The following is an 18628-nucleotide window of genomic DNA, read 5'->3' on the forward strand; positions in this document are numbered from 1 at the left end:
ATTGGTGCTATAATTATCATTATTCTGTTGCTAATTTTATTACTATAAGTTAGATGAAATTAAAACTATTTATTTTTAGTTTACTACTTATAGCAACTAGTACTATTCAAGGTCAAACCGAAGTAAAAATTACTTTTGGAACTCCTCCTGAGTGGGCACCAGCAAATAGAGTTGAAACTCAATATTATTATTTGCCTGATATTGATGCATATTACGATGTACCATCTGCTCGGTTTATTTACATAAAAAATGGGAAATGGATACGTGCTACTTCATTACCCTACAGATATAGAAATTATAATTTGAGAGGTGGAAATATTATTTATTTAACAGATTACAGAGGAACTTCGCCATATAAGTTTCATAAAAATCATAAAATAAAATATCCCAAAAAAGCACATTCAACCAAAGTTTATGTTGTGAAAAAGGAAAAAAAGGAAAAAGGAAAAAAGAACCCTAAAAAGGAAAAAAACAAAAAAGATTAGAAATCAAATCAAAAGCAATGTTTCATTATGTTGCTTTTTTTTTTTGTTAAAGAAATTCCAAATTTTTAAAAAATAAAACTTCACTTTATATTTATTGCTACATTTGATGCTATTGCAAAATAATAGTATCCAATGCAGAAATATTACTCTTTTCTATTCCTTCTTTCATCTTTTATTGTTTTTGGACAACGTCCTCAAAAACCAAATGCTGTAGAGATTTATCATCAAATTGAAAAACTAAACTTTTTAGGTTCTGTACTCTATGTAGCAGCGCATCCTGATGATGAAAATACGCGTTTAATTTCCTATTTATCAAACGAAAAAAATGCTCGTACAGGATATCTTTCTTTAACTCGTGGAGATGGCGGACAAAACTTAATTGGTCCTGAACTACGCGAATTACTTGGTGTCATTAGAACGCAAGAGCTTATTGAAGCAAGAAAAATAGATGGTGGCGAACAATTATTCTCACGTGCCAACGATTTTGGTTATTCTAAAACTCCTGATGAAACTTTACAAATTTGGGATAAAGAACAAGTATTAAGTGACGTAATTTGGGCAATTAGAAAATTCCAACCCGATGTAATTATCAATCGATTTGATCATCGTTCACCAGGAACGACTCATGGTCATCATACAGCTTCTGCAATGTTGAGTTTGGAAGCATTTGATAAAACTAATGATGCCTCTGTTTTTCCAAATCAATTGCAATACGTTGCTACTTGGCAACCAAAACGTGTGTTTTTCAATACTTCATGGTGGTTTTATGGAAGTAAAGAAAAATTTGAAAAAGCAGACAAAACCAATTTAAGTAAATTGCAAATTGGTGTTTATTATGAACAATTTGGTAAATCCAATCAAGAAATTGCAGCTTTAAGTAGAAGTTGTCATCAATCACAAGGTTTCGGAAATACCGGAACTCGTGGCGAAGAAGACGAATATTTAGAATTTCTAAAAGGTGAATCATTGAATGATAAAACCAATTTATTTGAAGGAATTGACACCACTTGGAATCGTTTAAAAGGTGGAAATGCTATTGGAACTATTTTAGAAAACGTACAAAAGAATTTTGATTTTAAAAATCCTGAAGCAAGTATTGCTGAATTGGTAAAAGCCTATGATTTAATTCAAAAATTAGAAGACAATCATTGGAAAACTATAAAATCGGAAGAAATTAAAAAGATAATTGCTGCTTGTGCAGGTTTATATTTGGAAGCAGTTGCAGATGTTCAAGAAGTTGCTTTAGGAAGTAAAACTAAAGTAAAACAAGAAGTTATCAATAGAAGTTCTGTAAAAATGAATTGGATTTCTAGTATCGATAGTTCTAAAAAAATTGAGCTTCCATTTAATAAAGTAGTTAATAACAATATTGAAGTTGAAATGGAAAACAACGATCCATACACAAATCCATATTATTTAAACGAAAAAGGAACTGAAGGAATGTATGTTGTTAATGACCAAAGAAATATTGGTAAACCTGATGTTATTTCTAGAATTTCTGAAACTTTTTTAATTGAAATCAATGGAGTTACAATTCCATTTGAAAAAAATATAGTTTACAAATACAATGATGATGTAAAAGGTGAAGTCTATCAACCACTTGATATTGTTCCAGTTGCCACATCCTCTATTCAAGAAAAAGTTTATATTTTTCCGAACAATAAAGAAAAAGCAGTTGTTGTAAAAATAAAAGCTGGTAAAGAAAACATATCGGGTTCGGTAAAATTAGATGTTCCACAAAATTGGATAGTTTCGCCATCTTCAATCCCATTTACATTAACTAAAAAAGGCGAAGAACAATTAGCAGTTTTCAATGTAACTCCTTCTAAAGAAGCATCAGATGTAACTTTAAAAAGCATCATCACTATTGATGGACAAACTTATGATAAAGAAAAAATAGACATCAATTATCCGCACATTTACAAACAAATGGTTTTAAAACCTGCTGAAGCAAAAGCTATAAAACTAAACATCAAAACTAAAGGTGAAAAAATCGCTTACATTATGGGTGCAGGCGATGAAGTTCCTAAAAGTTTGATGCAAATGGGTTATGAAGTTGTTGTACTAAAACCCGAAGAAATTTCAACAGAAAAACTTCAGAATTTTGATGTGGTTATGACTGGAATTAGAGCTTACAATGTAGTTAATTCTCTTGGTTTCAAACAAAACATCCTTTTTGATTTTGTTAAAAATGGTAAAACGATGATTGTGCAATATAATACTCTTGACGATTTGGTTACCAAAGAAATAGCTCCATTTTCTATAAAAATTTCAAGAGATAGAGTTACTGAAGAAAATGCAGAAGTACGATTTTTGAACCCAAATCATCCTATTTTGAATACACCAAATAAGATTACAACAGAGGATTTTAAAGATTGGAAACAAGAACAAGGTTTGTATTATCCAAGTGAATGGGACGTTAATTTTACGCCAATAATTTCATCCAATGATAAAGGCGAAAAAGCTAAAGATGGTGCTATTTTAGTAGCAAAATATGGCAAAGGAAATTACATTTACACAGGAATCAGTTTCTTTAGAGAATTGCCAGAAGGCGTTCCTGGTGCGTTTAGATTATTAGCTAACATGATTGCAATCGGAAAATAACTATGGAACCAAAAAAACATAATAAATGGAGTAATAATTATACTTGGCTTTTAGTAATGAATGCCATTTATATCATTATTTTTTTCATGCTAATGCAAATCTTCTCGTAATATGCAAAAGATAGATTGGATAATTCTTTCGGCTACACTCTTATTTATTGTAATATATGGAGTATACAAAACCAAAGGAAGTAAAAACGTAGAAGATTATATTTTAGGAAATAAACAAACCAATTGGTGGACCGTTGGTCTTTCTGTTATGGCAACTCAAGCTAGTGCCATTACATTTTTATCAACACCAGGTCAAGCCTATCATGACGGAATGGGTTTTGTGCAATTCTACTTCGGTTTGCCTATTGCTATGGTAGTTATATGTTTCACATTTATACCAATTTACCATCGATTAAAAGTATTTACTGCTTAAATATTTATAACAACGATTCGATTTAAAAACACGTTCCTTGGCTTCTATATTATTTCTTATTCAACGTGGTTTAGGAACTGGTTTGACCATTTATGCTCCAGCAATTATTCTATCAACATTATTGGGTTGGAACCTAACATTACTAAATATTATCATTGGAATTTTAGTAATCATCTACACTTTTTCTGGAGGAACTAAAGCGGTAAACGTTACTCAAAAACAACAAATGTTTGTCATCATGAGCGGAATGTTTATCACATTCTATCTTATTTTACATATGTTACCAAATGAAATGACTTTTAGTAATGCAATGCATATTGCTGGAGCTAATGACAAAATGAATATTGTAGATTTCTCATTTGACCCAGAAACTCGTTATACTTTTTGGAGTGGAATTACAGGAGGTTTCTTTCTAATGTTATCCTATTTTGGAACCGACCAATCACAAGTTGGACGCTATTTATCTGGAAAATCAGATAGAGAAAGTCAGAAAGGTTTAATTATGAACGGATTTCTAAAAGTACCAATGCAATTCTTTATTTTACTTACTGGAGTTATGGTTTTTGTATTTTTCCAATTCAATGATGTGCCACTTAACTTTAATCCAGTTAATAAAATAGCAATTGAAAAATCAGAATATGCTAATCAATATCATGGTTTAGAAACCCAACTAAAAGCACTTACAGAAGAGAAAAAGGAATACAATCTTCTTTATATGGATCACTTGAATCAAAATTATGACAACCCAATTTTGAGAAGCAAATTAGTAGCAATTTCTGGAAAAGAGAAAGATCTACGCGACCAAGCCAAAGACTTAATTGCAAAAGCCGACCCAAAAGCAGAAACTAATGATAAAGATTATGTGTTTCTCTATTTCATTCTAAATTATTTACCAAAAGGACTTATTGGATTATTACTTGCTGTAATTTTATCTGCAGCTATGTCTTCTTCTGCTTCTGGTCTAACTGCATTGGCTTCAACCACTGCTATCGATTTGTACAAACGTAATGTAAAAGGAGAAAAATCTGAAAAGCACTATGTAAATGCCACTAAATATTTTACACTACTTTGGGGTGTTGTTGCAATACTTTTTGCTTGTATTGGAACATTATTTGAAAACTTAATCCAATTAGTGAACATAGTAGGTTCTATTTTTTATGGTACCGTATTAGGAATATTTTTAGTTGGATTTTACATCAAATTTGTCAAAGCAAGAGCTATTTTTTGGAGTGCTGTTGTCAGCCAATTAACAATTTTCTACATATACTATTTAGATGTTGTAAGTTTCTTATGGCTAAACTTTATTGGTGCTTTGCTTACAATTCTACTGTCTATGCTTTCACAAGTTATTCTCAAAGAAAAGAGTACTAGTACAGAATTAACTACATAAAAAAACGTCCCAATTTCTAGACTGCTCTATTGATTTAAATTTTTGCGTGTAAAACATTTCAGATTTAAGTATTCCAAAGAAGTTTTCAACAATTGCATTATCTAAACAATTTCCTTTTCTTGACATACTTTGTACAATTCCTTTTTCTTTTAATAGCATCTGATATTGTTTCATTTGATATTGCCAACCTTGATCTGAATGAAGAGTTAGATTTGTATTATTTGGTATTTTTTTAAATGCCTTTTTCAGCATCATAATTACTTGATTAAACACTGGTCGTTCTGCTAGTTCATAGCTGATTATTTCTTGATTAAATAAGTCCATAATTGGCGATAAATACAATTTGTTTCCTGCGACATTAAACTCAGTTATATTTGTTGCCCATTTCTGATTAGGAGCTTCAGCTTTAAAATTTCTTTCTAAAACATTCGGAGCTATTTTACCTTGTTTGCCTTTGTATGATTTGTATTTTTTTATTCTAATAATACTTTTTAATCCTAATAATTTCATTAATCTAAAAACTGTTTTGTGGTTGATAATTATTCCTTTGTTTTGCAGTTCATCTGTTATTCGTCTATATCCATAGCGACCTTTATGTTTATAATAAATAGATTTAATCAGCTCTTTAATCACTTTATATTTGTCTGGTAACTCACTTTGTTTTTGATGATAATAAAAGCTACTTCGTGCCATATTTGTATGATTTAAAAGAAGTTTTAAATCATAATTCTGCCTTAACTCCATTATGGCTTGCGCTTTTTGGTGCTCTCTTCTGCTTGAATTAAGGCATGTAACTTTTTTAGAATATCAAGTTGACAACGTAACGATTCGTTTTCTAAAAGAAGTTCTTCTTCTCTAGTTAAGGGTTTGTCAGATTTGCGTTTTTTGCGTTTATTATTACTCATAGATTTTGGTCTTCCTCTTTGTTTTGGTCTTAATCCGTCAACACCAAAAATAGCAAAATCTCTTTTCCATTTTACAATAAGGGCTTGATCAGGAATATTAAATCTTAAAATAGTAGCTCTTAAAGAGAGTGATTCCTTTTCTATGGTTTTGATTACTTTTAACTTAAATTCAATTGAATAACTCTGATTTTTTCTTGATAGAAGTCCAACTTTACCAAATGTTTTATAAAAATCAATCCACTTAATAATATTTGACTTACTTATTCCTTTGACCTTAGAAACATGTTCGCTTGAATAATGTTTCTTTAAAACTAGTTCTACACATTCTAATTTAAATGCGTAATCATACTTAACTTTTCTTTCCATAAAAAATGCCCCAAATAGTGTCTAACTTTTTGGGGCATGTTCATTCTTGGGACGTTTTTTTAAATATTAAAAGTAAATTATTTTTTACTCCATTCTTTTATACTGTCGTTATTCATTTTAACGTAATCACCATTTCCGTCTTTTTCAGCACCAGCTAATGATAATTTTGCTGTTTCAATAGCACCTTTTTTATCACCAAGTTTTCCTTGAATTAATGATTTCAAACGTAAGTGCCAATATGGAGCATCATCACCTGGTTTTACCATAGATACAGCTTTGTTTACATATTCTAAAGCTTTATTCAAATCACCATTAGATTGGTAGTAGTATTGAGCTGATGAAAAGTAATCTCCAGCCGTTGGTCCTGCCAAAACTTTAGCAATACTTGCCATTGCCGCTTTTTGAGTTGGTACTTCAAATTTCATTGAAACCATAGTTTTTTCCCATGAAATGTCTAAAGTTGCGCTATCATTGGTTAAATTATTAATTCCAATTGTAAAAGTTTCAACATTATTGTTCAATACAACTGGGTCAACATTTAAACTTACTGCCACTTTATTTACATCATAATTTTCAGGTAAACCCCAATTATCTGTAGTTGTATAAAGGATGATTTCCCACATATCAGCTTTTGGTAAAGTGAAAATAGCATACTTCCCTTTTTTTACGGTTGTTCCATTTATAACTACATCTTCACTAAAAGAAACTGTTGAATTAGCATTCGCACCTGTTCTCCATAATTTTCCAAAAGGAACTAAATCACCAAATACTACTCTTCCTTTTGCACTTGGACGAGAATATTCTACAGTTACATCTGTAAGACCAACTACTTGATTTAAAACAGATTTAGGACTTGGTTGTGGTGTTTTCACCTGAGCTTCTACAGCAAAATTAGCAATCGCAATTGCCAATAAAAGAAATATTTTTTTCATGTTATTTGTTTTAGAGTTCCAAAATTACAAATTGTATCGGCTTCAAATGTTAATTTAAACTTAAATGATGTTATTTTTTGTTTAACAAATATTTTAAATAGTTAAACATTTATTACCTTTACAACGAATTAAAAAGTACAATTTAGATGAAAATTTACAGATTACATACCAAACAAAATCTTCCTATTTCAATTGATGAAGCTTGGGCACTTTTATCAGATCCAAAAAATTTACAGAAAATAACTCCTGAATATATGGGTTTTAAAATCCTTTCTGGTGCTGACAGACCAATGTTTCCAGGGCAAATTATTCAATATATTGTAACACCTGTTTTAGGAATTCCTGCAAAATGGGTAACCGAAATTACTCATGTCGTAGACAAACAGTATTTTGTAGATGAACAACGTTTTGGTCCTTATGCATTATGGCATCACAAACATTTTATAAAAGAAATTCCTGGTGGTGTTGAAATGGAAGATATTGTTGATTATAAAGTTCCAATGGGAATTTTGGGTCAACTTGTTCATCCCTTTTTGGTTAAACCAAAGCTTGATGAAATATTTGAATACAGAAGAAAAAAATTAATTGAAATGTTCGGAGAATTTGACAGTGTAAATTCCAAATAATAAATTCCAAATTCCAAAATTATAATTATGAAAAATATTCTACTAATTGGCGGTTCCTATGGAATTGGATTAGCCATAGCAAAAGAATTACAATATGAAAATAAGGTTTTTGTAGCTTCAAGAACCAATGCAGAAATAGCAGAAATGCATGTGACGCACATTCCATTTGATGCTACAACTGATACTTTAGACACCTCTAAACTACCAGAAGTAATTGATGGTTTAGTATATTGTCCTGGAAGCATTAATTTACGTCCGTTTCGTGGTTTAAAACCTGAAGCATTTGAACAAGATTTACAAATAAATTTTATAAGTTTGGTGAAAGTTATTCAAACTGTTTTACCAAATTTAACTGCTTCCAATCAATCTAGTATTGTGCTTTTTAGTTCAGTTGCTGCAAGTATGGGAATGCCTTTTCACACTAGTGTAGCTGCGGCAAAAGGTGCCATAGAAGGATTTGCAAAAGCATTAGCAGCAGAATATGCTCCAAAAATTAGAGTCAACGTAATTGCTCCATCATTAACGGATACTCCATTGGCAGAAAAGTTTTTGAGTAACGATGATAAAAAAGAAAAATCAGCACAACGTCATCCTTTAAAAAGAGTTGGAACCTCTGAAGATATGGCTCAAATGGCAAGTTTTTTATTAAGTGAAAAAAGCAGTTGGATTTCCGGACAAATCTTCCATGTAGATGGTGGAATGTCAACTTTATTAGTAAATGGTTAATAGTTTAAAAGTTTAATTTTGTTTGAGAGTTTAAACAAATTAAACAACTTTTAAACAATATTAAACCACTTTAAACAAAATTAAATGAACATATTCTGGTTTAGAAGAGATTTACGATTAGACGATAACGTTGGACTTTTTCATGCTTTAAATAGTGGTGAAGAAGTACTTCCTATTTTCATATTTGATGAAGCCATACTTTCACAACTTCCAAAAGACGATGCTCGTGTAACTTTTATTCATCAGCAGTTAGAAAAAATCCAAAGCCAACTGAAAGAAATCGGCAAATCGTTAGCAGTTTTTCATGGAACTCCATTGGAAGTATATCAAAAGTTGATTTCTGAAAACACAATAAAATCAGTTTATACCAATCATGATTACGAACCTTATGCTCGCAAACGTGACTTAGATTTGTATCATCTTTTTAAAGAACATAATATCGACTTCAAAACTAGCAAAGACCAAGTTATTTTTGAAAAAAGCGAAGTTGTAAAAGATGACGGAACTCCTTATGTAGTTTACACGCCATATTCGAATAAGTGGAAAGAAAACTTCAAAAAAATCCAATTAATCAATTACAATTCAGAAGATTTTTTAGGTAAAATTACACTTCACTCCTATCCTTTTTGGAGTTTAGCTGACATTGGTTTTGAAGCTTCATCTATAAAAGTTTCTTCTTTCGATATTTCAAATAACTTAATCGATAATTACGAAGCAACACGCAATTTTCCTGCATTAAATAAAACCTCATATTTAGGAATTTATCTCCGATTTGGAGCAGTTTCTATAAGAAAAATGGTTACTAAAGCTTTGCTAAGTAAAAACGAAACCTTTCTAAAAGAATTGATTTGGAGAGAATTTTTCATGCAAATTCTATGGCATTTTCCACACACTAATAAATCAAGTTTTCGACCAAAATATGATGCTATTAAATGGGATAATAACGAAGATTTATTTAAAAAATGGTGCGATGGAAAAACTGGTTATCCTTTTGTAGATGCAGGAATGCGCGAGTTAAACGCAACAGGTCACATGCACAATCGTGTGAGAATGATTGTGGCTAGTTTTCTATGCAAACATTTATTAATCGATTGGCGTTGGGGCGAAACCTATTTTGCAACAAAACTTTTAGATTACGAACAAGCAAGTAATGTTGGTAATTGGCAATGGGCAGCTGGAAGTGGTGTTGATGCTGCACCGTATTTTAGAATTTTCAATCCAACAGAGCAAATCAAAAAATTTGATAAAGACTTAAAGTACATCAAAAAATGGATTCCTGAATTAGAAACTCAGTATTATCCGAGTCCAATTGTAGATCATAAAGAAGCTAGAGAAAGATGTCTGAGAGTTTATAAAGATGCTGTAGGTTAGCATTTTATCTAATAATGAATTCTAAATTGAAATCATTTTAATCCTCTCAAAACTCAACTCACTAAAATGACTAATCACTTCATCGGCTTTAGAATAATCTTGCATTTTTGAGTTGACACTATCGTAACCAATACAATAAATTCCAGCAGCTTTTGAAGCTAAAATTCCGTTGGTACTGTCTTCAATCACAATACAATTTTCTCTTGGAGTTTCTGATAAAAAAGCAGCATGTTCAAATATGGCAGGATGTGGTTTGGACTTTGGAAAATCTTCTCCAGATACAATATGAGTAAAGTATTGATGTAAACCAAATCGATTAAAAATCCTATTTATAGTAACTTTAGCCGATGAAGAAGCTAAAACCAATTGCATACCATTTTGATGCAATTCTTTTATTAAATCCTCCACTCCATCTAATAAATATAAATCTTCCTTTTTATCGAAAGCATCATTGAATAAATTGCGTTTGGTTTCTACAAGTGTTTGAACATCTTGCTCCAAATTAAAATGTGCTTTCAACTTTTCAAAAATATTCTTAGTAGAATTCCCTGTAAAGGATGCATAGATTTCAGGTGTGATTTCTATATTTAATTTCTTAAAGTGTTCGTTATAAGCATAATGATGCACAGGTTCTGTGTCTACAATTACGCCATCCATATCGAAAATTACTGTTTTTATCATTTTGTATTTGCCACAAAGGCGCTAAGACGCTAAGTCTTTTTAAAACTAATTACTAATCACTTATCACTAATTACTCTTTTTTTATTAAATACTTCACAACTGTTTCGGCAGCATGAAGTCCAAAAAGACATGGCATCCAACTGTTTGTTCCATAAAAGGATTTTTTAAAATTAGTTCCATCTGTCATCTTCAAACTACTTTCATCTGGACATTCATAAGAATAAACTACTTTTATACCTTTCGAAATTCCTTCTTTTTTTAGTCGCTTACGAACTACTTTTGCTAATGGACAATAATTTGTTTTACTAATATCAGTGACTCTTACTTTTGAAGCTTCATATTTTCCACCAGCACCCATATTACTAATTACTTTTACACCTTTTCGTTTTGCAGAAACAATCATATTCAATTTTGGAGTAATACTGTCGATACAATCGAGAACATAATCAAAGTCAGGAGTTACTATTTCTGTTGCTCTTTCTGGAGATAAGAACTCTTTTATAGACGTTAATTGCAATTCAGGATTAATATCCAATAATCTTGATTCCATTAATTCTACTTTAGGCAAACCAACAGTTGAATGTAAGGCTGGTAATTGTCTATTAATATTAGTTATATCAACAACATCGCCATCAACGATTGTCATTTTTCCAACGCCTGCACGAGCCAAAAACTCGGCTGCAAACGAACCAACTCCGCCAAGTCCCACAACTAGAACATTAGCGTTTTTTAAATTATTTATACCTTCTGGTTTGAATAGTAATTCTGCTCTTTCTTGCCACTTTGCCATTTTAATATTAGATTTTTGATATTAGATTTTAGATTTGAAAACAGTACTAAAATTTGTATTTACTAGTTCAATCAAATCTTCAATTTTTATGTTTTTGTATTTTGCTGCTAAAATATAAACTTCTTCTAGAGTTTCTTCAATAGTATCTGTTTCAAGGAAAAATCTATCATTTGGAACGGATTTAAAAACGGTTTCCAATTCAGGATTACGAAGTAAATATTTCCCAAAAGAAAGATAAAATCCGTTGTCTATCAATTGCTTTGCAACTTGTTCATTCTTAGAAAATCCGTGAATTATGATTGGAACTTTTATTTTCAATCGCTTTTTAATTTCAATCAATTCATCAAAAGCTGCAACTAAGTGCAAAACTAATGGTTTTTGATATTTTTCCGCTAAGGCAATTTGCTTTTCAAAAACCTCAATTTGTAATGCTAACGGAATTTCAATTCGCTTGTCTAATCCGCATTCACCAAGAGCTAAACATTCGCTCAATTGAAGTTTTTCTTCAATAACTTTTAAATCATTATCTAACCTATTTGCATCAATATACCAAGGATGAATTCCGATAGAATAGTTTGGAATGGTGGCGTCAAATTCCCAAGGATATTGATTGACCAATTCTAAAATATCAGATGAATTTGTGAATTTGTGCGTATGTAAATTGAAATACTTCATTAGTCATGAAACTTCTTAACTCCTGCCAAAATCTCGACATTCAAATCATTTTCCAAAGGAACAATCGGACATGAATATTTATGATTATAAGCACAATAAGGATTGTAAGCTTTATTGAAATCAATCGTCCAAAGTTTGCCTTTTTGAATTCTTAAATCTACATAACGACCACCAATGTAGCTCTCTTTTCCCGAAGTCAAATCGGAAAATGGTAGAAATAAATAATCATCAAAACCTGGTTTTTTAATCAACTCTATATTTTGATACACATTCAATTTGCAAGCAACACCATCAATAGTAAAACTCAACTCTCCATATTTTACATATTCCGGAAGTCTATCGGTAGATGTTTTCATCTTAAAAACTTTCTCTTTCTTAGTTCTAAGAAAAGTTGCCTCAACTATATATTTATCGCTAATTGGAAAAAAATCTAAAGACTTGAAACTTTTCAAATCTTCTTTTGTTAAAGGACTTTTCTCTTTATCGGCATAGTCCAAATTAAGATTTTCTTGAAATTCTTTAGAAGTTTCAGCTGTTTTATCTTGTGCGCTTGATACTAAAAAACAAGAAATAAGAAGGAAAGTGAATAACTTTTGCATCAGAATAATTTTTACAAAAATAGTTCAAAAGATGTTATACCACAAAGGCGCAAAGCCACAAAGTTTTATACCTTTGTAAAATAACGAATGATTCATGTTTAAAAACGCTTTCCGCAAATATATCGACAACTTTAGAGGTTTTTCAAGAGAGGTTTGGATACTTACTTTGATTACTTTTATCAATCGTGCAGGTACAATGGTGTTGCCATTTTTGTCAAAATATTTGAAAGAGGATTTAGGTTTTTCTTATTTACAAATTGGAAATATTTTGTTTTGGTTTGGCGTGGGTTCGATGGCAGGTTCGTGGCTAGGCGGAAAATTATCTGACAAAATTGGTTTCTACAAAATAATGATATTTAGCTTACTAGTTAGCGGAATGATGTTCTTCGGATTGCAATATATTACTGATTACACTGCATTGTGTATAGCCATTTTCTTGATTATGGTGGTTGCCGATATGTTTCGTCCTGCCATGTTTGTTTCACTAGGAGCTTATGCCAAACCCGAAAACAGAACTCGTGCCTTGACGTTAGTTAGATTAGCGATAAATCTTGGCTTTGCAGCCGGACCTGCTTTAGGTGGATTAATTATAATGTCTATTGGATACAAAGGATTATTTTGGGCTGATGGCGCAACATGTATCATTGCTATTTTAATTTTTTGGATTTTAGTAAAGGAAAAGAAAAAACCTGCCGAATCGAAAGAAACTAAAGCACTTTTAGAAGCCAATAGAGAATCCGTTTTTAAAGACAAACCGTTTTGGGTTTTCTTGTTTATGTGTGTGATAACCGGAGTTTTATTCTTTCAATTGTTTACCACAATTCCGCTTTACCACAAAGAACAATTCAATCTAACCGAACTTCAAACAGGTTTGTTGCTAACCTTGAATGGTGTTCTAGTTTTCTTTATGGAAATGCCTATAGTAAGCTACATTGAACGAAATAAATTAGATAAAGTTAAAATCGTATCTATTGGTTGCTTTTTTATGGCGATAAGCTTGTTTCTGATGCTAATAAACTTTTGGGCAGGAATTTTAATTGTAATGATGTTATTCATGACTTTTGCCGAAATGTTTTCGTTTCCATTTTCTAATTCGTTTGCTTTAAGTCGTGCTCCAAAAGGTCATGAAGGTCGTTATATGGCAATTTTCACCATGAGTTTCAGTGCGGCTCACATTTTGAGTGCCAAAATCGGAATGGGAATCATTGATAATTATGGTTACCAAATGAATTGGCTGTTCATGGGAATTCTAGGATTAATCGGAACAGCTGCTGGATATTGGGTGATGCGATTGGTTGCTGAAGAGAAGTTAACCATTAAGAATTAGTAATTAAAAAATGGAACTATTTATAGAACTACTTTCTTTTATAGATGACCATTTTATTGATGGAATTTTCGTTAGTGTTCTTTTGATAATTATTGTTAGAAAGTTTTTAAAGTCAATTAAAACAGGAACTGCTCTTGAAATAGTAAGCTATTTGATGGTTTTTTATTGCTTTTTATCAATTATTTACCTTTTTCTAATTTCAGTAGTTAAAGTAGATTCTGAACTGTATGCTTCTTTTATAAATCGAGCTACAGGAATTTACAAATTGACCTATATTTTAATGCTTCTTGCACATTCATTTCTTCCATTGCTTCTATTATTTAAGAAATTTAGAAGTAAGTTATACCTTGTCTTTTTCATTGCTTTATTTATGAATTTGGGTTGGCTATTTGAATCCTTTGTAATTCATTTAACCTCTATTCACCGAGATTATGAAGGTGATCGAAATGCCTTTTTACCTTTTGATGGAGAATTAATTATTTTTGGAAAAGGATTTTTATTAGGAATTGCAGCTTTATTTATTGGGAATATTATAGAAAAATTAAAAATTAAGAATTAAAATAATTACAAAAACTTTCTTCTTATTTCTTGAAAAGTTTGATTTGTTGTAATCATTTCCTCAATTATTCCTTTTCTCAAAATGTCAATATTATCTTCGTTTAAATATTTTGCCCAAGCGGTTTCTTCAAATAAAGTGCGGATTTGCTTAATTAATTTTGTTGTTTCTGAAGATGATCTTAAAACTTTGTTTGAAGAATAATTTGAACTTTGTTTATGATAAAAGTTGACCGTTTTATACTCATAATCGGCTTCAAGAAAGTAAATCTTATCTAGATCATTATCGGAATAAAAATCAGACCAATTAGCGTAACCGAGTTTGGTTCTATTGGAATTTGGAATTTGAACATTGGATTTTTTAATCAATCTCCATTTGCAATTGGCTACTCTACTCCAATGATTGGATAAACGATAGACTCCACTTTCTACAAAATAATAACAACTACCCGATTTGCTTTTGTAATTTAATTTCAAATCTTTAATTGCATCAACATCGACTTCTTTGAAAATACAAAAAGTGTATTTGTGAAAATTGGTTTTATTATACGTTTTAATTGGCATGAATTAAATTCTTGTTTGCGCAAAAGTACTATATTTTTTTTGCCACTGATTCAACGGATTATTACTGATTATTTAATCATTTTTTTTATTTTCTAAATCTGTGTTGCAAACAGCAAACGTTAAATTTAGTTAATTAACTAAAAAAATAGTTGTGTAACTAAAAATATAGTTATATGTTTGTCTTGTAAAAATAAACATCATGCAAAAGTTAACTAATAAAGAAGAAGAAATCATGCACATTTTATGGAAGCTAAAAAAAGCTTTTGTAAAAGAAGTTATGGCGGAAATAACTGACGAACAACCTCATTACAACACACTTTCTACCATCATCAGAAATTTGGAAGACAAAGGATATGTAAGTCACAATGCTTATGGAAACACACACCAATATTTCCCAATTATTGCTTTAGAAGACTATCGTAAAGAATTTATGAATACGGCAATTGAAAACTATTTTAATAATTCCTATAAAAATATGGTTTCATTTTTTGCTGAAGAAGAAAAAATTTCGGCTGACGAATTACGTGAGATTTTGGAGATTATAGAGAAAAGAAAATAGTTCAAAGTACGAAGTACAAAATACGAAGTACGAAATTAAAAAAGTAAAACCATGGAAGAAATTGTAACTTACTTATTAAAATCAAGCGGATTGTTGGCTACCTTCTTTCTTGCTTATCATTTTTTGTTGCGAAAAGAAACGTTCTTTACTAGCAATCGTTGGTTTTTACTTTCAGGTTTGGCTACTTCCATCCTATTGCCTTTATTTTTCATTAAGAAAATTGTTTACGTTGAAAGTCCGAAAATTACTTTGCCAATTTCTCCTGAAAACAATGATTTACCTATAATTATTGACAAAGCAACACCAATTACTACGGAAAGTATTGATTGGCTTCAAATCTTGTTTATTGTCTACGGCATTGTTGCAGCAATCTTAATTATTAAAGTTATTATTGATTTGTTTTCTCTTGCCAAACTGTTGAGAAAGCAAACGATTCAGAAGCAAGAAGACTTATCTTATGTCAATATAAATCAAGATATAGCGCCTTTCTCATTCTTTAATTATATCGTGTTTAATTCAAGTCTTTACTCGCAAGAAGAATTAGAAAGTATCTTATTGCATGAGAAAATTCACAGCCAAGAAAAACATTCCATTGATGTTTTGGTGGCAAAATTATTCACCATTGTCTTTTGGTTCAATCCATTAATATGGTTCTATCAAAAAGCCATCATTCAGAATTTAGAATACATTGCCGATAGCAAAGCAATACAAAATATAGAAGACAAAAAGTGTTATCAAATGGCACTTTTAAAGGTAGTTTCTCATCAAAACTGCTTACCCATCACCAATCATTTTTATCAATCATTAATCAAAAAACGAATCGTTATGTTAAACAAAAATCAATCCAACAAAAAAAGTATTTGGAAGTACACATTAATTCTTCCTGTAATTATTGCTTTCGTATTTTTATTTCAAATTAAAACAGTAGCTCAAACAAAAGAAAACAAAACTAAAGAAGTTCCTGAGTATAAGTATGCTGTTTCTTCAAAGTATTCTTCCATACTAACAAAAAACACTACTGACCAAGAAATTAAAGCTTTTGAAAAAATGTTTTCAGATGAAAAGCAAAAACTTACAATTTCAAACGTAAAACGAAATGGTAATGATGAAATTATAGCAATTAAATTAGAATTTGATTTTGGTAAAACGTACAATCGTGTAATGGAGCGTAAATCGGATAAAGGAATCAATAATATTAAAATTTACATCAATAGTGATGAAGATGATGATTTGGCATATGGGTTTGAAGATATTGAATCCAAAACTGTAGAAGCCATTCTAATCGAGGAAAATGAACCAAAAGAGAACTTTTGGTGGATGGATGATATGAAGAAAAATGGAAAAGATGTCGTTTTAATCATTAATGGAAAAATCAATGGTAAAACTGAAAAAGTCAAATTACCTATGGATGAAGAGATTGGAGAAATGAAAGAAATAACACCATCTGAGTTTGAAAAAAAATACAATCAAAAAGCAAATCTTAAGAAATATTATTATGAAGTAACAACAACTAAAAGCCCGACTGTTGGAATTTTATTTGATGAAGAAACAAAAGTTGAAGAAGAAAACAAAACTAGTAAAACCTCAGATAATGAAAAAATAATTGCTCTTGATGTTCAATTAGACTCCAATGATCCTGATAAAGGTTGGTATTCAATGTTAGATCAATTCAAAGAGCAAAACATTACTACCGAAGTTTCAAATATTAAAAGAAACAAAAACAACAAAATAATTGCAATAAATATTATAATGAAATCCAAAGATGGAAGAGTTCAAAAACTAAATATTGATAGAACAAATCCAATAAAATCAATAATAATGTTTGTTGATAATACAAATAATCCAAATTGGGATTTCGGAATTAAAGAAGGTGATGACGTAATCATTTACAAAAAATAAATTTCCCAAATCTTACTTAAAAAAGTTAAAAAATTGTAAATCTATATCCGTTGAAGTAGACAACTTTATAAATTTGTTTTAGAATTTTATCAATCAATAAATCAATAACAAACTTATGAGAACACAATTTAGAAACTTTGCTTTTGTACTTCCTGCTGTAGTTGCGTTTCTTTTTAATCAGAATGTGGCTTTGGCACAACAAAATCCGTTTACTTGGAACAATCAAGCCAATAGTGATGACATTGTAATGACTTGGAACAAGAATACGCCTGAAAGCGAAATGAAAGACGACATTAAAGCTCTGGCTGAAAATGGTATTACTATTAAATATTCAGGTGTAAAACGAAACAGTAAGGAAGAAATTACTGCTATTAAAGTAGAATATTCTGATAGAAAAGGAAATAAAGGCAAAATGGAATTGGACAACGCCAACCCAATTGCAACCATCAAATTCTTTAAACAAGGAGATACTGTTGGATTTGGTGAACCTTCAAACGGAAATGACTTCTTTGCCGGAAACCCTATGATGGGAGGTTTTGCAGGTGCAGATGACATTATGAAACGTTTCAACTTTGGAGGAGACAAAAGTTCACAATCTTATAGTTTTAGTTTTCCTGAAAATCCGAATTTTGGAGATAGTGAGACTAGAATTATGATTCAGAAGGATGGTAAAAAGCCTCTAGTATTTAGAAATGGTGAAGTTGTTGAAGGTGGTGATGATTATACTCCAGAAGAAATTGAAGAAATTAGAAAAAATTCAAAAATAGAATTCTCAGGAACTCCAGGAACCAACTTGGGTGAAAAGCAATTTGATTTCAGAAATGCAGAAGGATTAGAAAACTTCAAAAAACAAATGGAGGAAATGAAATCTTCGTTTGGTGGTTCCTCAAAAGATTTAGACAATACCAAAGAAGAAATGCTAAAAGCCAAAGAGGAAATGATCAAAGCCAAAGATGAACTAGAAAAAGCCAGAAAAGAATTAGAGAAATCTAAAACGGCAACTAAGACAAAGAAAGCATAAATAAAAAAAGACCATTCGTAATTGGAGGGCACTGAAAAAGTCCTTTAAGTAATAAGTATAATAATTTAAGGAGTAGAAAACTTAGTTTTTCTGCTCTTTTTTTTGTATATTTAGCTGTAATTATAGAGTT

18 protein-coding genes and 1 pseudogene are annotated in these 18628 nt (G+C 30.7%); 11 read left to right on the plus strand and 8 right to left on the minus strand.

What is annotated here, in order from left to right; translation table 11 throughout:
• Window positions 1-53: 53 nt before the first annotated feature.
• The 3 genes and pseudogenes from ACIQ06_RS15145 to ACIQ06_RS15155 all read left to right on the plus strand — a co-directional run bounded on the left by ACIQ06_RS15145 (window position 54) and on the right by ACIQ06_RS15155 (window position 4902).
• Window positions 54-485, plus strand: coding sequence for a hypothetical protein (locus ACIQ06_RS15145; RefSeq protein WP_396147760.1), 432 nt, complete (start codon window positions 54-56; stop codon window positions 483-485).
• Between the two features lie 132 nt (window positions 486-617).
• Window positions 618-3089 (plus strand): PIG-L family deacetylase, encoded by a 2472-nt coding sequence (locus ACIQ06_RS15150; RefSeq protein ID WP_396147761.1) that lies wholly within the window; start codon window positions 618-620, stop codon window positions 3087-3089.
• Window positions 3090-3200: 111 nt separating this feature from the next.
• Window positions 3201-4902, plus strand: a pseudogene (locus ACIQ06_RS15155) (sodium:solute symporter).
• Here the strand turns inward: ACIQ06_RS15155 and ACIQ06_RS15160 are convergent.
• From ACIQ06_RS15160 to ACIQ06_RS15170, 3 genes are all read right to left on the minus strand, one after another.
• Entirely contained in the window at window positions 4891-5646 is a 756-nt protein-coding gene (locus tag ACIQ06_RS15160) for an IS3 family transposase (protein WP_396147762.1), read from the minus strand. The pseudogene ACIQ06_RS15155 and the gene ACIQ06_RS15160 overlap by 12 nt on opposite strands.
• Entirely contained in the window at window positions 5646-6173 is a 528-nt protein-coding gene (locus tag ACIQ06_RS15165; RefSeq protein WP_396147763.1) for a hypothetical protein, read from the minus strand. The genes ACIQ06_RS15160 and ACIQ06_RS15165 overlap by 1 nt, the downstream gene beginning before the upstream one ends.
• Window positions 6174-6250: 77 nt before the next feature.
• Window positions 6251-7105, minus strand: a complete 855-nt coding sequence (locus ACIQ06_RS15170) for a DUF2911 domain-containing protein (protein WP_396147764.1) — start codon at window positions 7103-7105, stop codon at window positions 6251-6253.
• Between the two features lie 146 nt (window positions 7106-7251).
• On the opposite strand from ACIQ06_RS15170, the gene ACIQ06_RS15175 reads away from it, so the two are divergent.
• The 3 genes from ACIQ06_RS15175 to ACIQ06_RS15185 all read left to right on the plus strand — a co-directional run bounded on the left by ACIQ06_RS15175 (window position 7252) and on the right by ACIQ06_RS15185 (window position 9828).
• Window positions 7252-7731, plus strand: coding sequence for a cell division inhibitor (locus ACIQ06_RS15175; protein WP_396147765.1), 480 nt, complete (start codon window positions 7252-7254; stop codon window positions 7729-7731).
• 27 nt (window positions 7732-7758) lie between these two features.
• Entirely contained in the window at window positions 7759-8457 is a 699-nt protein-coding gene (locus tag ACIQ06_RS15180; RefSeq protein ID WP_396147766.1) for an SDR family NAD(P)-dependent oxidoreductase, read from the plus strand.
• An 84-nt stretch (window positions 8458-8541) separates the two neighbouring features.
• Window positions 8542-9828, plus strand: coding sequence for a cryptochrome/photolyase family protein (locus ACIQ06_RS15185; RefSeq protein WP_396147767.1), 1287 nt, complete (start codon window positions 8542-8544; stop codon window positions 9826-9828).
• Window positions 9829-9849: 21 nt separating this feature from the next.
• Here the strand turns inward: ACIQ06_RS15185 and ACIQ06_RS15190 are convergent, their stop codons facing one another.
• From ACIQ06_RS15190 to ACIQ06_RS15205, 4 genes are all read right to left on the minus strand, one after another.
• Window positions 9850-10509: an HAD family hydrolase gene (locus ACIQ06_RS15190; protein ID WP_396147768.1), complete on the minus strand. Its 660-nt coding sequence runs from the start codon at window positions 10507-10509 to the stop codon at window positions 9850-9852.
• 70 nt (window positions 10510-10579) lie between these two features.
• Window positions 10580-11299 carry a ThiF family adenylyltransferase gene (locus tag ACIQ06_RS15195; RefSeq protein WP_396147769.1) on the minus strand — a complete coding sequence of 240 codons (720 nt, stop codon included), beginning with the start codon at window positions 11297-11299 and terminating at the stop codon, window positions 10580-10582.
• Between the two features lie 21 nt (window positions 11300-11320).
• A complete protein-coding gene (locus ACIQ06_RS15200; RefSeq protein WP_396147771.1) occupies window positions 11321-11974 on the minus strand; it encodes a TatD family hydrolase in 654 nt (217 codons plus the stop codon).
• Complete coding sequence (locus tag ACIQ06_RS15205) at window positions 11974-12573, minus strand: DUF1684 domain-containing protein (protein ID WP_396147772.1); 600 nt, start codon at window positions 12571-12573, stop codon at window positions 11974-11976. Before ACIQ06_RS15205 ends, ACIQ06_RS15200 begins: the two co-directional genes overlap by 1 nt.
• Before the next feature lie 94 nt (window positions 12574-12667).
• Here ACIQ06_RS15205 and ACIQ06_RS15210 point away from each other — a divergent pair, with 94 nt between their 5' ends.
• A complete protein-coding gene (locus tag ACIQ06_RS15210) occupies window positions 12668-13900 on the plus strand; it encodes an MDR family MFS transporter (protein ID WP_396147773.1) in 1233 nt (410 codons plus the stop codon).
• Between the two features lie 10 nt (window positions 13901-13910).
• Window positions 13911-14459: a hypothetical protein gene (locus ACIQ06_RS15215; protein ID WP_396147775.1), complete on the plus strand. Its 549-nt coding sequence runs from the start codon at window positions 13911-13913 to the stop codon at window positions 14457-14459.
• Between the two features lie 5 nt (window positions 14460-14464).
• On the opposite strand, the gene ACIQ06_RS15220 is transcribed toward ACIQ06_RS15215, so the two are convergent.
• Complete coding sequence (locus ACIQ06_RS15220; RefSeq protein WP_396147776.1) at window positions 14465-15019, minus strand: hypothetical protein; 555 nt, start codon at window positions 15017-15019, stop codon at window positions 14465-14467.
• A 199-nt stretch (window positions 15020-15218) separates the two neighbouring features.
• On the opposite strand from ACIQ06_RS15220, the gene ACIQ06_RS15225 reads away from it, so the two are divergent.
• The 3 genes from ACIQ06_RS15225 (at window position 15219) to ACIQ06_RS15235 (ending at window position 18498) form a co-directional block, all read left to right on the plus strand.
• A complete protein-coding gene (locus ACIQ06_RS15225; RefSeq protein ID WP_298119118.1) occupies window positions 15219-15578 on the plus strand; it encodes a BlaI/MecI/CopY family transcriptional regulator in 360 nt (119 codons plus the stop codon).
• Between the two features lie 51 nt (window positions 15579-15629).
• On the plus strand, window positions 15630-17477 hold the full coding sequence (locus tag ACIQ06_RS15230; protein ID WP_396147777.1) for a M56 family metallopeptidase: 1848 nt from the start codon (window positions 15630-15632) through the stop codon (window positions 17475-17477).
• Between the two features lie 115 nt (window positions 17478-17592).
• On the plus strand, window positions 17593-18498 hold the full coding sequence (locus ACIQ06_RS15235; protein ID WP_396147778.1) for a hypothetical protein: 906 nt from the start codon (window positions 17593-17595) through the stop codon (window positions 18496-18498).
• Window positions 18499-18628 lie beyond the last annotated feature (130 nt).

It is taken from the genome of Flavobacterium sp. (genome assembly GCF_044341265.1).
GTDB lineage: Bacteria > Bacteroidota > Bacteroidia > Flavobacteriales > Flavobacteriaceae > Flavobacterium.

What these genes read in the sequence shown, in the direction of transcription:
- ACIQ06_RS15170 (WP_396147764.1), bottom strand. Translation starts at nt 7,105, where the DNA reads ATGAAAAAAATATTTCTTTTATTGGCAATTGCGATTGCTAATTTTGCT.
- ACIQ06_RS15195 (WP_396147769.1), bottom strand. Translation starts at nt 11,299, where the DNA reads ATGGCAAAGTGGCAAGAAAGAGCAGAATTACTATTCAAACCAGAAGGT.
- ACIQ06_RS15145 (WP_396147760.1), top strand. Translation starts at nt 54, where the DNA reads ATGAAATTAAAACTATTTATTTTTAGTTTACTACTTATAGCAACTAGT.
- ACIQ06_RS15225 (WP_298119118.1), top strand. Translation starts at nt 15,219, where the DNA reads ATGCAAAAGTTAACTAATAAAGAAGAAGAAATCATGCACATTTTATGG.
- ACIQ06_RS15165 (WP_396147763.1), bottom strand. Translation starts at nt 6,173, where the DNA reads ATGGAAAGAAAAGTTAAGTATGATTACGCATTTAAATTAGAATGTGTA.
- ACIQ06_RS15150 (WP_396147761.1), top strand. Translation starts at nt 618, where the DNA reads ATGCAGAAATATTACTCTTTTCTATTCCTTCTTTCATCTTTTATTGTT.
- ACIQ06_RS15175 (WP_396147765.1), top strand. Translation starts at nt 7,252, where the DNA reads ATGAAAATTTACAGATTACATACCAAACAAAATCTTCCTATTTCAATT.
- ACIQ06_RS15180 (WP_396147766.1), top strand. Translation starts at nt 7,759, where the DNA reads ATGAAAAATATTCTACTAATTGGCGGTTCCTATGGAATTGGATTAGCC.
- ACIQ06_RS15185 (WP_396147767.1), top strand. Translation starts at nt 8,542, where the DNA reads ATGAACATATTCTGGTTTAGAAGAGATTTACGATTAGACGATAACGTT.
- ACIQ06_RS15215 (WP_396147775.1), top strand. Translation starts at nt 13,911, where the DNA reads ATGGAACTATTTATAGAACTACTTTCTTTTATAGATGACCATTTTATT.
- ACIQ06_RS15190 (WP_396147768.1), bottom strand. Translation starts at nt 10,509, where the DNA reads ATGATAAAAACAGTAATTTTCGATATGGATGGCGTAATTGTAGACACA.
- ACIQ06_RS15220 (WP_396147776.1), bottom strand. Translation starts at nt 15,019, where the DNA reads ATGCCAATTAAAACGTATAATAAAACCAATTTTCACAAATACACTTTT.
- ACIQ06_RS15210 (WP_396147773.1), top strand. Translation starts at nt 12,668, where the DNA reads ATGTTTAAAAACGCTTTCCGCAAATATATCGACAACTTTAGAGGTTTT.
- ACIQ06_RS15160 (WP_396147762.1), bottom strand. Translation starts at nt 5,646, where the DNA reads ATGGAGTTAAGGCAGAATTATGATTTAAAACTTCTTTTAAATCATACA.
- ACIQ06_RS15230 (WP_396147777.1), top strand. Translation starts at nt 15,630, where the DNA reads ATGGAAGAAATTGTAACTTACTTATTAAAATCAAGCGGATTGTTGGCT.
- ACIQ06_RS15235 (WP_396147778.1), top strand. Translation starts at nt 17,593, where the DNA reads ATGAGAACACAATTTAGAAACTTTGCTTTTGTACTTCCTGCTGTAGTT.
- ACIQ06_RS15205 (WP_396147772.1), bottom strand. Translation starts at nt 12,573, where the DNA reads ATGCAAAAGTTATTCACTTTCCTTCTTATTTCTTGTTTTTTAGTATCA.
- ACIQ06_RS15200 (WP_396147771.1), bottom strand. Translation starts at nt 11,974, where the DNA reads ATGAAGTATTTCAATTTACATACGCACAAATTCACAAATTCATCTGAT.